The sequence below is a fragment of the Thalassospira sp. MCCC 1A02491 genome, from assembly GCF_001613785.1.
Classification (GTDB): Bacteria; Pseudomonadota; Alphaproteobacteria; order Rhodospirillales; family Thalassospiraceae; genus Thalassospira; species Thalassospira povalilytica.
The window spans coordinates 178646-193431 of the sequence record NZ_LPVX01000029.1 but is presented as its reverse complement, the minus strand read 5'-3'; the positions used below and the strand labels follow the sequence as shown (position 1 = coordinate 193431).

Sequence of the window (14786 nt, the reverse complement as noted above, 5' to 3'; positions counted from 1 at the left end):
TTCACGCAATTATCCGCAATGACAGGTTGATGACAGGTTCTACTGCTAACGTCCTCCAACTGCCGATCCGGGTGCGTCTTGAACGTGCCTGGAACAAACAAAAAGAATATCGGCAAGGGAGGTCATTTTTAGCGGTCGTATGCTGATGGGGAAACTGTATCGGCATTGCGACATCAACCATCTTCCTTGTCGAAGTTTTGTTCCTTTCGATCGGTCGACCGCCAAACGGGTGGTCTGGGAAAATGCTTTAGTGTCTGGAGGAGACCCTGATGAATAAGCTGACGATGTTCTCGCGTCGCGGATTTATTGCCGCAGCAACCGCTGTTGCTGTTTCGACTGCTGCATTTGGCGCCATGGATGCCAAAGCCGCAGAAATCAATGAAATTCACTTCGTCATTCCGGGCGGCGCTGGCGGCGGCTGGGACGGTACGGCACGTGGTACCGGTGAAGCCCTGACCAAATCCGGTCTGGTTGGCACCGCATCCTACGAAAACATGTCTGGCGGCGGCGGCGGTAAAGCCATTGCCTACATGATCGAAGCGGCTGACCGTCTTGACAATACCCTTATGGTCAACTCCACCCCGATCATCGTTCGTTCGCTGACCGGCGTGTTCCCGCAGTCCTTCCGTGACCTGACCCCGATTGCTGCTGTTGTTGCTGAATATGCTGCATTCGCAGTTCCGGCAGACAGCAAATTCCAGTCCTTTACCGATGTAGTTGACGCTGTCAAAGCGGATCCGAACTCGGTCAAGTTCGGCGGCGGTTCGGTTCGTGGCGGTATGGACCACATTGTTGCTGCCTATGCTGTCCAGAAAGCTGGCGGCGATGCGAAACAGGTAAAATACATCCCCTACGATGCTGGCGGCAAAGCAATTGCAGGCCTTCTGTCGGGTGAAACCGAAGTTCTGTCGACCGGTCTTGGTGAATTGCTTGAACTGGCCAAAGCTGGCCAGATCCGCATCCTTGCCGTGACCTCGAAAGAACGCGTTGAAGCGGCTCCGGACGTAGCATCGCTCGGTGAACTCGGCATTGATGCCGAATTCGTCAACTGGCGCGGTTATTTCGGCTCCCCGGCACTTTCGGCTGAAAAGGCGGATGCCTATGCAGCGGTCCTGAAAGACGTTCAGGCAACCCCGGAATGGGAAACCGTTCGCAAGCGCAATGGCTGGGAAAAAATCTACAAGCCGCGTGCTGAGTTTTCCGCCTTCATGGAAAACCAGGAAAAGGTCGTTGGCGACCTGATGCGCGAACTCGGCTTCCTGAAATAAGCCACTAGAACACAAGTAAAAAGACCTCCGAAGGAAACCACGCCATGTCCATCAATCGCGACAAATTCGGCGCATTGCTATTCCTATGCCTTGCGCTGATTTATGGCTTTTATGTCGGTGATATCCCGCTGCTGTTTGGCGACGAGGATGCCCCGTTTAACGCCAGAACCCTCCCTAATGCACTTGCCTGGATCCTGGGCGTGGTTTCCTTTATCCAACTGATCCTGCCGGCCAACCAGGAGGCCGGCAACCTTACGGATGCCTTCCGCGGCCTCAAATGGCGCCGCGTTGTCATCCTTGCGGGTCTGATGGTGTTTTATGGCCTCACGATCCGCCAGCTTGGCTTCCCGATTTCGACCTCCCTCTTCCTGATGGGTGGTTTCTATACCCTTGGCGAACGACGTCCCCTGGTTCTGGTTTTGACGGCTGTTCTTGTCACACTCGCATTCTGGGGCCTGCTTTATCTGATGGGTATTTACCTGACCCCGGGCGATTTCTTCTACTATCTCGGTTGGATGTCGAACGATGCTTGATGGAATTTTCGCCGGTCTTTCGACCGCTGTCATGCCGATCAACCTTTTGATGGTTGCTGTTGGCTGTTTCGCAGGCACCTTTATCGGGATGCTCCCCGGTCTAGGCCCGATTACCGCCATTGCACTGATGATCCCGATCACCTACGGGTTTGATCCGTCAACCGGCCTGATTTTGATGGCTGGTGTGTATTATGGGGCGATTTTCGGTGGGTCGACCTCTTCTATTCTGATTAACGCACCGGGTGTTGCCGGTACGGTTGCGACCGCCTTTGACGGCTATCCGATGGCCCAGAAAGGCCAGGCTGGCAAGGCGCTCGCAATTGCGGCCTATGCGTCGTTCTCGGGCGGTACGATTGCTGCGATTTTCCTGCTGGTGGCGGCACCTGCCTTGGCCTCTGTTTCGCTGTCTTTCCAGTCTGGTGATTATTTCGCACTGATGGTTCTGGGTCTTACGGCCGTGTCGGCCTTTGCCGGCAAGGGCCAGGTTCTCAAGGCCATCACCATGACACTGTTTGGCATCATGCTGTCGACCATCGGCACCGATCCGGCGGCCGGTGTTGCACGCTTTACCTTTGGCAGCATGGACCTTATTGACGGTATCAGCTTCCTGTTGCTGGCGATGTCGACCTTTGCCCTGTCCGAGGCATTGCTGTCGATCCTGCGTCCGACCAAGGACACACGTAGCGACGAAGAAAAGGCCCTTAAAAGCCTTGGCTCGATGAAGCTTTCCAAGGATGAAGTCAAAACCATGGTTCCGGTCATTGGTCGTTCGTCGATCCTTGGTTTCTTCACCGGTGTTCTTCCGGGTGCGGGTGCGACCATTGCCTCGTTCCTGGCCTATGGCATGGAACGCAACCTTGCTTCGGCCAAGGAAAAGCTTCAGTTCGGCAAAGGTTCGATCCGTGGTCTGGCGGCACCGGAAACTGCCAACAATGCCGCGTGTTCTGGTTCATTTGTACCGCTTCTGACCCTTGGCATCCCGGGGTCTGGTACGACGGCTGTCATGATGGGCGCGCTGATTTCCTATGGCGTTCAGCCTGGTCCGCGCCTGTTTGTTGAACAGCCTGCTGTGTTCTGGTCTGTCATCATTTCGATGTATATCGGGAATGTGGTGTTGCTGATCCTGAACCTGCCGCTGATCCCGTATATTTCCCGTCTGCTTGCCCTGCCCCAGCAGCTTCTGGTGCCGTTCGTTCTGTTCTTCTCGCTGGTTGGTGTTTATCTGGTGACCTTTAACACCATGGACATCCATATGATGGTGATTGCAGCGGCAATCGCGATCGGCCTGCGCTTGCTGAACTATCCGATGGCGCCGATGCTTCTTGGCTTCATTCTGGGCAAGATGATGGAAGAAAACCTGCGTCGTGCCCTGGCAATCAGCGACGGGTCGATCTCGTTCCTTTGGGAACGCCCGATCACGCTCGTCATTTTGCTGATCAGCATTCTGTTCCTGTCTGCTCCGCTGATCGGGAACCTTCGGGAATGGATGCGTAATCGCAAAACAGTTCCCAATGACGGTGAACTCTAAAAACCGACGTTAATCGGCGCGAAGGAAACTGGTGAATGCGTTTTATTGATAATCTGTCGATCGGCCCCAAGACCCTTTTGGTTCCGGTCTTCCTTATGATCGTCATCATCGCCATGGGGATTGCCACGGTCGCAACCCTTCAAAGCGAAAAAGCAACTCTCACCAGCCTTCGCGTCGAAGCCTATGAGCGGCGATCCGATGCCCTGACGCTCAGCAGTGCGTTAAATGAGGCACACGGATCGCTGTTTCGTATTCTGACCTGGGATTCCAATGGCATTAATGCCGCGGTTGTCCCCGACCTGCGTGAAAAAGTCAGCAAGCTGTCGACAGAACTGGCACCACTTGCCGATCGTCTGGCCGCTGTTGGTGGTGACGAATTCCGCAGCAACTACGCAAAATACATGGAACAGGTTGACCAGTTCCTTGTCGAAAGCGAAATGAACATTTATGGCGCGCTGGAAGTCATCGCCCAGGCCGATGAGACATTTCAGGCCCTGCAAGCGCCGCTGAATGAAATTCTTGTGCAATCCCACGACATCGCGACAACGTCCTTTGCCGACGCAACATCGCAGGCAGAAGCCCTTCAACAGGTCTTTGTTGTTGTTGCCATTGTTGTGGTCCTGATTGCCGGGTCTGTATCGATTTTTGTATCGCGCCGCATTTCACGGCCGATGACCGACCTTGCCCATTTGATCGAACAGATTTCCAATGGTGATCTGGATATCGAGGTCCGTGGCGTTCAGCGCCGTGATGAAATCGGCACTGTTGCCCGGTCTGTCACCGTCTTGCGCGACCAGTCACGCGAAGCCGAAAACCTGCGCAAGGAACGCGAACGTGTGCGCGGCCTTGAACGTCAGCGCCAACAAAATCTGATCGAGGCGACCGAACATTTCCAGCGCACCGTACAAGAAGCCCTGTCGGGCTTTGATCGTGAATTCGGATCTCTGAACGGTTCGGCCAGCGATATGGAACAAATCGCCACCCACGCCAGCGCCCGTTCTGCCGATGCCAATCAGCATTCCGAGCAGGTTCTCCATCACATCGAAGCGGTATCGCAAACGACTGCCAGCCTGTCCGAAGCCATCGCCGAAATCGGTCAGCAGGCCCAGAATTCAGCAACCGTTGCCGGACGCGCCCGTGAGGAAAGCGAACATTCTCGCGCCCTGTTTGAACAGCTGACCTCTGCCACCCAGCGCATTGGTGATATCGTCAGCCTGATCGAAGACATTGCCAGCCAGACCAACCTTCTGGCCCTGAATGCCACGATCGAAGCCGCACGTGCTGGCGATGCCGGCAAAGGCTTTGCCGTGGTTGCCGGCGAGGTCAAAAACCTGGCCTCGCAAACTGCGCGCGCGACCGAAGATATCGCAAGTCAGGTCGAAGAAATTCGCGGCCTGACCGACAATGTGGTCAATGCGCTTCATTCTGTTGCCGATGTGATTGGCGAAGTCGATCAATCGGCGGCCGCAATTGCGGCGGCTGTCGAAGAACAGCAGGCCTCCACAGCCGGCATTTCCGACAGCATCCAGGATGCCAATGGCGGCATGCGTACCGTTGCCGAAGCCGTCGGCGCACTTGATAACGAAACCGCACGGGTTCATAACGGCTCGGAAAACGTGACCCGGGCAACCAATACCCTGAATACCGAAGCATCGCGCTTGCGAGATGCCATTGACGGCTTCCTCGAACAAATCGAAAAAAACAAGGCTGACGCGTAATGACCAAAACACAGGACGATCCATCTCAAGACAGTTGGATCACACGATTTTCCAGTGTTTTGACACCGCGCTTTTTTAAAAAACTGGCCATAGGCCTTGGGATCGGACTTGTTGGCGGGCTCATCGCCCATTCCATCAATATGCCTCTGGCATGGATGATGGGACCGATGCTCGCAACCTTTGTTGCAAGCCTTCTGCGCGTGCCGATGAGTATTCCCATGCAGTTCCGGTCTGTGATTCTGGGCGTGATCGGGATTTTTCTTGGCGCTTCCTTTACGCCCGATACCTTTGATCAGGCGGCCCGCTGGCCCATCAGCATGATTGCTGTTTTGCTTTATGTCCCGGTGATCACCGTGATCATCACCTGGTTTTACAGCAAGGTCGCCCGTCTTGACCCGGCAACCGCCCTGTTTTCAGCAACACCGGGCGGACTGACCCCGATGGTGGTTCTCGGGGCTGCGGCCGGCGGGAATGAGCAGGAAATTGCACTGACACAAGGGTTGCGGGTGCTGCTTCTGGTGATGTCCGCCCCGCTGATTGTTTTGCTGATTACGGGTGTCGTCGCCAATGGACACGGCGACAGCGAAGCCATCCACATGAGCTTGGGCGAAGGCGCACTTACCGCGATTTGCGCCCTTGTCACCATCCTGATTTTCCGCAAAATCGGTGTGCCGGCCTCCTATATGACCGGCGCGATGGCAGCAAGCATGGTTTTGCATGTCACCGGCATCGTCGAAGGCAACCTGCCCGACTGGCTTCTTGCCGGCAGTCTGTTGATCCTTGGATCTGCCATCGGCAGCCGCTTTTCTGGTGTGAAGCTTGCTGTTCTGGGACGGCTGGCGATTTATTCGGTTCTGGCAACCTTGGTTGTGCTGGCCTTTACCGGCGGTGTTGCCTGGTTCGTGTCGCAATGGCTCGATCTTGACTTCATTGCGGTTCTGCTGGCCTTTGCGCCAGGTGGTGTGGCCGAGATGTCGCTAATTGCACTAGCCCTGAATGTCGAACCAAGCTTTGTGGCCTTTCACCATATCGTGCGGATTTTCGAAATCGTGCTTCTGGCACCGATCATGGCAAAATGGTTTGAACGCCATTTCAACCGCAAAAACGGCGAAATCAAATAGAAAACATTTTTGATTTACAGTGTATTATGGAAGAAAACTGATGCACTTGATTAGAACATGCGACCCTTGATATGCCGATGGATCAGTCGCGTTTTTCAACGATCACATCGTGATCAAGAACCGGTGCGACATCAATGTCACTGGCATCCATCATCCCCGAAACACGCTGCAAGGCGGCAATCAGGAAGGTTTGCTCCCATTCTTCCAGACTGTTGAAATTGTCTGAAAAACGGTCGTGCAATGCCATTGGCGCACGATCAAGGATGGATCGCCCCTGTTCTGTCAGACGGACAAAGACTTTGCGTTTGTCGGTATCGCCGCGTTCGCGCGACACAAACCCCATCGCCTGAAGCTTGTCGACCAATGATGTCGTCGATGCCTGGGCAAGGTTGACCTTCGCGGCAATCTGCCCGACCGTCATCTCGCCGAATTCTTCAAGTGACTGCAAAACAAGCAATTGGGACGTTTTCAGCCCGGTAATCTTGCCCAGCTTTTTGGCGTGAATATCACTCGCCCGTAAAATTCGACGGATCGAGATCAGTGCTTCGTGCAATTTATCCATGATGAATATCCGGGCGTTGATTTTGTCCTGCTGCAAAACCTGTTTTAGCCCCGAAAACCGCAATTCGCAACGACATATGGCATTATTCCATCGACTTTCGATATTTAATTACATCGATATTCGTTATTTTTAGGAAAGATTATTTCATCATTTCCCCGCAATGATTATCGACCGTCGATCCATTATAGTTACGTTTATTTTCAATTGTTTACTGTATTTCATAGGATTTTAACAGTCACCCTCTTGATCATTTTCCATCGATATTCTATACATCTATCGCGACATGAATGATCGCATATCGAAATAACAGAACAGGCAGACCGATGAAAATTGCCACCACAAAGGGCAATACCGGCCAGAAAGCCAACCTGATTATCCGAAAACCCAAGGCCACTGACGGCGCGACGGTGAACAACCTGATTGCCGAATGTAAGCCGCTGGACGAAAATTCCGTGTATTGCAATCTGCTGCAATGCTCGCACTTCGCAGACACCTGCGCGATCGCAGAACTTGATGGCGAAGCCGTCGGCTTCGTCTCGGGCTATCTTGTCCCGAACAAACCGGACCAGCTTTTCATCTGGCAGGTCGCCGTTTCGCCCAAGGCGCGCGGATTGCGCCTGGCCAAACGTCTGATCCTTGACATTCTTGATCGTCCGGCATGCCACAACGTGACGGAACTGAACACGACGATCACGTCAACGAATGCCCCGTCACAGGGCGTATTCCGTTCAGTCGCACGTGAGCTTGGCGCTGACGTCAAACGCAAAGTCCAGTTCGAACGCGAAACCCATTTCGATGGGGCTGCTGCCAGCGAAATCCTTTGGCAGATCGGACCGTTTGAACGCAAGGACGTTGAACGCGTCGCGGCCTGATCCGACCCAACCGATATTCACACAACGCATGCATCAAACGGATCGCACCGTTTTTGGAACAACCGGCCTGCCGGGACGTTTGGCATGACAAGTGGAATTGATTTTCCCAATCTGAAAGAGGGAACCATGACTGTATTTGATCGTCTTGAATCGGAAGTTCAGAGCTACGCACGCTCCTTCCCGGTAACTTTTGAAACGGCCGAAGGTGCCTGGCTGACCGATGATAACGGAAATCGCTATCTTGATTTCCTTGCCGGTGCCGGCAGCCTGAATTACGGCCACAACAATCCGGTCCTGCAGGAAAAGCTGATTGATTACATCAAATCAAACGGCGTTACCCACGGCCTGGACATGCATACCAAGGCCAAGGCCGCATTCCTTGAGGCACTTGAAACCAAAATCCTCAAGCCGCGCGAAATGGAATACAAGGTCCAGTTTACCGGCCCGACCGGCACCAATGCGGTCGAAGCTGCCCTTAAACTGGCGCGCCGCGTCAAAGGCCGTGAAACCGTGATCTCGTTTACCAATGGCTTCCATGGCTGCACCCTTGGTTCGCTCGCCATTACCGGTAACGAACATCACCGGGGTGCTGCCGGCGTCTCGCTTGACAATGCTGTTGCTGTTCCGTTTGACGGCTACATGGGTGATGGTGCTGATACCACCGAATATCTTGATCGTGTCCTGTCGGACAATTCAAGTGGTGTCGCCCTGCCCGCTGCTGTCATCGTTGAAACGCTTCAGGGTGAAGGTGGCCTGAACGCAGCTGATTTCGGCTGGCTGAAAAACCTCGAAGCTGTGTGCCGCAAACACGACATCCTTCTGATTGTCGATGACATTCAGGCTGGCTGTGGTCGTACCGGTACTTTCTTCAGCTTTGAACCGGCCGGTATCAAGCCGGATATGATCACCCTGTCGAAATCGCTTTCGGCTTATGGTCTTCCGCTGGCTGTTGTCCTGATCAAGCCGGAATTTGATATCTGGCATCCGGGCGAACATAACGGCACCTTCCGCGGCAACAACCACGCGTTTGTTACGGCCGCTGCCGCTCTGGATCATTTCTGGTCGGATGACAAATTCGCAGCCGATGTCCGCGACAAGGCCGAATTTCTTGGCAACCGCCTTGAAGAAATTGCGCAGCGCTATGGCGATGGCAAATTGTACCGCAAGGGCCGCGGCCTGATGCAGGGCATCTGCTTTGAAAGCGGTGACATGGCATCGAAAGTCACCAAGGAATGCTTCAAGCATAACCTGGTGATCGAAACCAGTGGACCGGAAGACGAAGTGGTGAAATGCCTTGTGCCGCTGATCATCTCCAAGCAGGATTTGGCGCATGGTCTTGATATTCTTGAAATGGCAACCGCTAAAGCCATGGGCAAGGATGTCGCACCGGCCAAAGCAGCAGCTGAATAATAGCCAGGTTGGGCGACATCCACGGGTGTCGCCCGCGCCCCACAACTTCATAAAATCAAAGAGTTAAAAATGATTGTTCGCACACTGAAAGAATGTGAAGCATCCGGCCGTCGCGTGGTTTCTGACAACTGGGAAAGCACCCGCCTGTCGCTTGCCGATGATGGCATGGGTTTCTCGTTCCACATCACCACCATCTATGCCGGCACCGAAACCGAAATCTGCTATGCCAACCATTTCGAGACGGTTTATTGCATTTCGGGCAATGGCGAAGTCGAAACCATCGAAGATGGCAAGAAATACAAGATTGAGCCGGGCACGGTTTACATCCTCAACAAACATGACCGTCACTATCTGCGTGGCGGCACCGAGGACATGGTTGTCGCATGCGCGTTCAACCCGCCTTTGAACGGCCGTGAAGTCCATGACGAAAACGGCGTCTACCCGCTCGATGGTGATGCGCTCGCCAGCTAAGACACTTGTTTGAGGCGGCCGGCAACGACCGCCTCAAGCTTTCTTAAGCCAATAAACTTTCAAGGAAACGCCCCCAAAGGAGGCAACATGCTTTCAGCCCAGAAAAAATCGGACGCTGGGCATAGCGTTCACAAGATCGGTGGTACGTCGATGACCCAGGTTGATGCGGTCATGGACAACATTCTGGTCGGCAATCGTAAAGAAGACGAACTCTATAACCGGGTCTTTGTCGTTTCGGCATATGGCGGTTTTACCGATCTTTTGCTGGAAAACAAGAAAACCGGTGAGCCGGGTGTCTATCAGCTTTATGCCGGCTCGGAAACCGATTGGGCCTGGGGTGATGCCCTGACCGGCGTTTCCGAAAAGATGTGCGAAATTAACGAGCAGATCTTTGGTGACGCACCGGAACTGAAACTGGCCAATGCGTTTGTTCAGGAACGCATTGAAGGGACACGAAGCTGTCTGATGGATCTTCATCGCCTGTGCAGCTTTGGTCATTTCAAACTTGAAAAGCATCTTTTGACCGTTCGCGAAATGCTTTCGGCCATTGGCGAAGCACATAGTGCCCATAACACGATGCTTCTGCTGCGTGCCAAGGGCGTCAATGCTGTGTTCGCAGACCTTTCGGGCTGGCGCGAGCCAGAGGCCTCTACCCTTGATGGCCGGATCGAAAAGGTTTTCGAAGATATCGACATTTCAAGCCAGCTTGCGATTGCAACCGGCTATGCCCAGTGCAGCGAAGGTCTGATGAGCATCTATGGCCGCGGCTATAGCGAGGTGACTTTCTCGCGGATTGCCTGCCTGACCCAGGCGCAGGAAGCCATCATTCATAAGGAATTCCACCTTTCAAGCGCCGATCCGCGCATTGTTGGTGAAGATGCCGTTCGCCCGATTGGCCGTACCAGTTATGATGTTGCCGATCAGCTTTCCATTATGGGTATGGAAGCCATTCATCCACGCGCGGCCAAAGGTCTGCGCCAGAATGACATTCCGCTGCGTATTGCCAACACGTTTGAACCCGAACATCCGGGCACAGTAATTGATGACCACTGGAATCCGGAAAGCAGCCGCGTTGAAATCGTTACCGGCGTTCCGACCGCGTTCGAGATCGAAGTTTTCAATCAGGACATGGTTGGCGTTCCTGGTGGTGAGGAATCCATTCTTAGCGTTCTGAAACGCTATAAGGTTCCGACCGTCACCAAGAACCTCAATGCCAATACGATCACCCATTACGTGTCGGCACCGCTCAAACAGATCCGTCGTTGCGTTGACGAGATCGAAGCCAAGCACCCCGAAGCAACGGTTCAGACCCGTAAAGTCGCCATCGTATCGGTGATCGGTGCCAATATCGCCCAGCCGGGCCTGTTTGCCCGTGCCGTGTCGGTTCTTGATGATGCCGGTGTTGAACTGGTGGCATCGCATTATCCGAGCCGCCGGGTCGATCTTCAGTTCGTGGTTGCCGAAGGCGACTTCAACAAGGCCGTCATCGCCCTTCATCGCGGCCTGGTCGAAGGCAAAGCCGACAACACCGCGGATGATAGCGCTAACAAGCAGGCAAAGCTTAAAGCCGCCTGATCCTGATCGCGTCCCGACCAAGACCAGAACCCGCAAGTGCACCTGTTGCCTTGCGGGTTTTGTTTTGACCGCATCCCGTACTTGCCAGCCATGATGCAGCGCGATAGGACTAAAACATTGTTCTGTTCCGGCTTAAAAGGACCCCGTCATGAGCACCCATAACAGCAAAGCCATCAACGAGTTGCTTGACGTCATGGCAAAGCTCCGCGATCCGGCTGGCGGCTGCCCCTGGGATCTCGAACAGGATTTTTCGACCATTGCCCCCTACACGATCGAAGAAGCCTATGAAGTGGCCGATGCGATTGCCGATAATGACATGCCCGAACTGTGCAATGAATTGGGTGATTTGCTGCTTCAGGTCGTTTTCCATGCCCAGATGGCCAAAGAAGCCGGTCTTTTCGACTTCGAAGACGTCGCACAAAGCATCGTTGCAAAGATGATCAGCCGTCATCCACATGTTTTTGGCAATGGTGATGCCACCACGACCGAGGGCGTCAATCAGACCTGGGAAAAGATCAAGGCCGCCGAACGCGCAAAAAAGGCAGAAACCAAGGGACATGAACGTCACAGCGCCCTTGACGGGGTAGCAAGCGCCCTGCCCGCATTGATGCGCGCAGAAAAATTGACCAAACGCGCAGCCCGTGTCGGGTTTGATTGGCCCAGCACCGACGAAGTGTTTGACAAGCTTCACGAAGAAATCGACGAACTCAAAGCCGAGATGACTGAAAACCCCGATCCCGCACGCTTGCAGGATGAACTGGGTGACATGCTTTTTGTGATGGCCAATCTGGCCCGCAAAATCGGTGTGGATCCCGAAGTTGCCTTGCGCGGGGCCAATCACAAATTCACCAAGCGTTTTCATTTCATCGAAGACGAACTTGCCCGCGACGGACGCACCGCCGCACAATCCGATCTTGATGAAATGGATGCGCTCTGGAACCTCGCCAAAAAAGTCGAGCGGGGTCAGGCATAGTTACCCAAGACCGCTCTGAATGCGATCTTGGGCCAACGGCTTGGTTTTCCTGCCGCATATAGAGTTCGATCAGAAGTCCGATTGGTGGAACGTTACGCGGGTTATTCAGGCATCCTCGGAACACGGACCGTCGCGAGCTTCTTCACCGAATGGCGGCAACGATTGGCTCACACCCACAAATAGGCCGCGTGAAGTTACGAGAACAGCGGCAACAGAATCTTGTTTATTTCGTGCCACAGTTCTTCCGAACTTGCGCACAGAAGTCCCGGTGCCGTGGCATTGGCGTTATATTCATTGTCCTTGTCGGTCATGATATAGCGTGCAAAGCCGCCGGCCTCCCGCACAAGCAACGTACCCGGCGCATGATCCCACGGTTTCAACGTGCGATAAGCACAAAAGTCATATGCACCGCGGGCCGTTTCTTCATATTCCGCGCCACAGCAGGAATAATGCGCGACCTCGTCAAAGAAATCGAGATGCCCGTAATGTTTCCGGATGCGGTCGCGGGCATAGGAAATCAGAAAACCCTTCGCATCGCGCGCATTCTTGATGTTGGATCGCACCGAAACCGGCTGATCCTGATAACGGGTTCCCGATCCCTTTTCGGCAACAGTTGCATGCCCTTCGATCGGGTCAATAATCCAGGCTGCTACCGTCTCACCACCGTGATAAAGCCCGACCATGCATCGAAATGGCTGACGATGATGGGCAAAGTTCTTGGTGCCATCGACCGGATCAATGATCCAGAACGGATCAGAACCGGCAAAGACCCGATCCTGTAACTTGGCATCGGCATGGGCAGCCTCTTCGCCAAGTGCCAGACTTCCGGGCAGCAAATCGGTCAGGCGCGCGGTCAAGACACGTTCGGCTTCGGTATCTGCGATGGTCACCAGATCAAGGGCGTGGGATTTGGTGTCAATATCTGCGTCGTCAAGCTGGCCGAAACGCGGGGCGATTTCAGTTGCCGATACCTCGCGGATAATTTCGGTAACCTTATCCATATCGACTGTTATCGCCACGCTACTTCTCCCATCGGGTAAACTTGATTACGCACTAAACCACATGAATTTGAAGCCCGGCCTTTGCGCACCAGTCCTCAAACCGCCCGACACGTGTGGTATCCACACGTACCTGGATTGATATTCCGTCGGCACCTTCGCTGCGCTGAAGCACTTCGCCCTGTTCATAAAGACGGGCCAGTGACTTGCCATCCGAATAAGGCACGCACAGTTCGAAAACCGGCATATCTTCGGTCAGACGACTTTCAATCAACTCAAGCAACGCATCACAATTCCGACCCTTAACCGCTGAAATTGCGATGGTATTGTCGTGCCTGCCTGCATATTCCGTCACCGCCTGAAGATCGTCACCTTCAAGCAGATCGATTTTATTCAGGGCCTCGACCAGTTCTTCGCCATCAATTGCCTTTTGCAGCCCCAGCACCTTGAGAACTTCAAGCACGTCAAGTTTCTGGGCCTCGGTTTCCGGCGATGATGCGTCGCGGACATGTACGATCAAATCCGCTTCAAGAACTTCTTCAAGTGTGGCCCGGAACGCCGCAACAAGATCGTGCGGCAAATCGGAAACAAACCCCACCGTATCGGACAGAATGACCTTGCGCCCGCTTGGCAGAATCAAACCACGCATGGTCGGATCAAGCGTTGCGAACAACATGTCTTCGGCAAAGACTTCCGATACCGTCAACTGGTTGAACAACGTCGATTTCCCGGCGTTGGTATAGCCGACAAGCGCAACGATCGGGTATGGAACCCGTCGGCGTGCTTCGCGGTGAAGTTCACGGGTCCGTTTGACTTCTTCAAGTTCACGACGAAGCTTGGCCAGCTTGTCGCCAATCAAGCGCCGGTCAATCTCGATCTGGCGTTCACCCGGACCGGCCAGGAAGCCGCGCCCGCCGCGCTGCCGTTCAAGGTGCGTCCAGGTCCGGACAAGGCGGGATCGCTGATAGCTCAGCAACGCCAACTGGACCTGCAAGCGCCCCTCACGGGTGCGCGCGCGATCAGCAAAGATTTCAAGGATCAAGCCGGTGCGGTCAATAACCTTGCACTTCCATTCGCGTTCCAGGTTACGTTGCTGGATCGGGGAAAGCTGGCCGTTGATCATCACGATATCGGCTTCTTCGGCCTTGATCTGCAGACCAAGCCGTTCAACAACACCGGTCCCGAACAGGGTTGCCGGACGTGTTTTAGCAATGGGCACGATATCCGCGCCCACCACATCAAATTCAAGTGCGCCAGTCAAACTGACAGCTTCATCCAGTCGCGAAGATGCATCGCGCCAAGACGCTGTCTGGTCGGCGCGTTTTAGTTCTGGATGGAAAACCAGGACCCGGGGGGCGTCTGGCGTCGTGCCTCCCCCCGAAGTCAGAGACTCGTCAGCTATTTTCTTCTTCCGTCGCTGGCTGGCTCGGATCAAACAGTTTAATCGGTGTCGTCGGCATTACCGTCGAAATCGCGTGTTTGTACACGAGCTGGGTGTGAGCATCGCGCCGCAGCAAAACAGAGAAATTGTCAAACCAGGTGATGATGCCCTGCAATTTGACTCCGTTGACCAGAAACACGGTAACCGGCGTTTTGTTTTTACGGCAATAATTCAGGAATACGTCCTGAACATTCTGTGATTTTTCCGCCATTGGTTAGACCTAGCCTTCTTTTATGAGCGTTTTTTTGGTTTCGGGCGGTCAAGGAAAATGTGGAGCCGTCGACGTTAAGGTCCGTCACGACCCCTGCCCCATTTT

The 14786-nt window shown here is 54.0% G+C and carries 14 protein-coding genes; 10 read left to right on the top strand and 4 right to left on the bottom strand.

Features of this window, described 5'->3' with window-relative positions; translation table 11 throughout:
* The first annotated feature begins 269 nt into the window (after positions 1–269).
* The 5 genes from AUQ42_RS10605 to AUQ42_RS10585 are packed head-to-tail and all read left to right on the top strand — an operon-like array spanning position 270 to position 6168.
* On the top strand, positions 270–1268 hold the full coding sequence (locus AUQ42_RS10605; protein ID WP_068519052.1) for a tripartite tricarboxylate transporter substrate binding protein: 999 nt from the start codon (positions 270–272) through the stop codon (positions 1266–1268).
* Positions 1269–1312: 44 nt separating this feature from the next.
* Complete coding sequence (locus tag AUQ42_RS10600) at positions 1313–1801, top strand: tripartite tricarboxylate transporter TctB family protein (RefSeq protein WP_068519051.1); 489 nt, start codon at positions 1313–1315, stop codon at positions 1799–1801.
* On the top strand, positions 1794–3329 hold the full coding sequence (locus tag AUQ42_RS10595; protein ID WP_068519050.1) for a tripartite tricarboxylate transporter permease: 1536 nt from the start codon (positions 1794–1796) through the stop codon (positions 3327–3329). The genes AUQ42_RS10600 and AUQ42_RS10595 overlap by 8 nt, the downstream gene beginning before the upstream one ends.
* A 35-nt stretch (positions 3330–3364) precedes the next feature.
* Positions 3365–5047, top strand: a complete 1683-nt coding sequence (locus AUQ42_RS10590; protein ID WP_068519049.1) for a methyl-accepting chemotaxis protein — start codon at positions 3365–3367, stop codon at positions 5045–5047.
* The gene (locus AUQ42_RS10585) at positions 5047–6168 is read left to right on the top strand and encodes an AbrB family transcriptional regulator (protein ID WP_068519048.1); all 1122 of its coding nucleotides are present in this window, start codon (positions 5047–5049) and stop codon (positions 6166–6168) included. Before AUQ42_RS10590 ends, AUQ42_RS10585 begins: the two co-directional genes overlap by 1 nt.
* 82 nt (positions 6169–6250) lie before the next feature.
* Here AUQ42_RS10585 and AUQ42_RS10580 read toward each other — a convergent pair whose 3' ends face one another.
* On the bottom strand, positions 6251–6730 hold the full coding sequence (locus tag AUQ42_RS10580; RefSeq protein ID WP_068519209.1) for a MarR family winged helix-turn-helix transcriptional regulator: 480 nt from the start codon (positions 6728–6730) through the stop codon (positions 6251–6253).
* A gap of 323 nt (positions 6731–7053) precedes the next feature.
* Between AUQ42_RS10580 and ectA the strand changes: the two genes are divergently transcribed.
* From ectA to mazG, 5 genes are all read left to right on the top strand, one after another.
* Complete coding sequence (ectA, locus tag AUQ42_RS10575) at positions 7054–7602, top strand: diaminobutyrate acetyltransferase (RefSeq protein WP_068519047.1); 549 nt, start codon at positions 7054–7056, stop codon at positions 7600–7602.
* A gap of 126 nt (positions 7603–7728) precedes the next feature.
* Positions 7729–9012 carry a diaminobutyrate--2-oxoglutarate transaminase gene (gene ectB, locus AUQ42_RS10570; protein ID WP_068519208.1) on the top strand — a complete coding sequence of 428 codons (1284 nt, stop codon included), beginning with the start codon at positions 7729–7731 and terminating at the stop codon, positions 9010–9012.
* 69 nt (positions 9013–9081) lie between these two features.
* The gene (locus AUQ42_RS10565; RefSeq protein ID WP_068519046.1) at positions 9082–9483 is read left to right on the top strand and encodes an ectoine synthase; all 402 of its coding nucleotides are present in this window, start codon (positions 9082–9084) and stop codon (positions 9481–9483) included.
* An 87-nt stretch (positions 9484–9570) separates the two neighbouring features.
* Positions 9571–11058: an aspartate kinase gene (locus tag AUQ42_RS10560; RefSeq protein WP_068519045.1), complete on the top strand. Its 1488-nt coding sequence runs from the start codon at positions 9571–9573 to the stop codon at positions 11056–11058.
* 148 nt (positions 11059–11206) lie between these two features.
* On the top strand, positions 11207–12031 hold the full coding sequence (gene mazG, locus AUQ42_RS10555; protein ID WP_068519044.1) for a nucleoside triphosphate pyrophosphohydrolase: 825 nt from the start codon (positions 11207–11209) through the stop codon (positions 12029–12031).
* A 194-nt stretch (positions 12032–12225) separates the two neighbouring features.
* On the opposite strand, the gene AUQ42_RS10550 is transcribed toward mazG, so the two are convergent.
* The 3 genes from AUQ42_RS10550 to hfq are packed head-to-tail and all read right to left on the bottom strand — an operon-like array spanning position 12226 to position 14681.
* Positions 12226–13050 carry an inositol monophosphatase family protein gene (locus AUQ42_RS10550; RefSeq protein WP_231856737.1) on the bottom strand — a complete coding sequence of 275 codons (825 nt, stop codon included), beginning with the start codon at positions 13048–13050 and terminating at the stop codon, positions 12226–12228.
* Between the two features lie 34 nt (positions 13051–13084).
* Positions 13085–14416, bottom strand: a complete 1332-nt coding sequence (hflX, locus tag AUQ42_RS10545; protein WP_068519207.1) for a GTPase HflX — start codon at positions 14414–14416, stop codon at positions 13085–13087.
* 7 nt (positions 14417–14423) lie between these two features.
* Positions 14424–14681, bottom strand: a complete 258-nt coding sequence (hfq, locus tag AUQ42_RS10540; RefSeq protein ID WP_008891082.1) for an RNA chaperone Hfq — start codon at positions 14679–14681, stop codon at positions 14424–14426.
* Positions 14682–14786 lie beyond the last annotated feature (105 nt).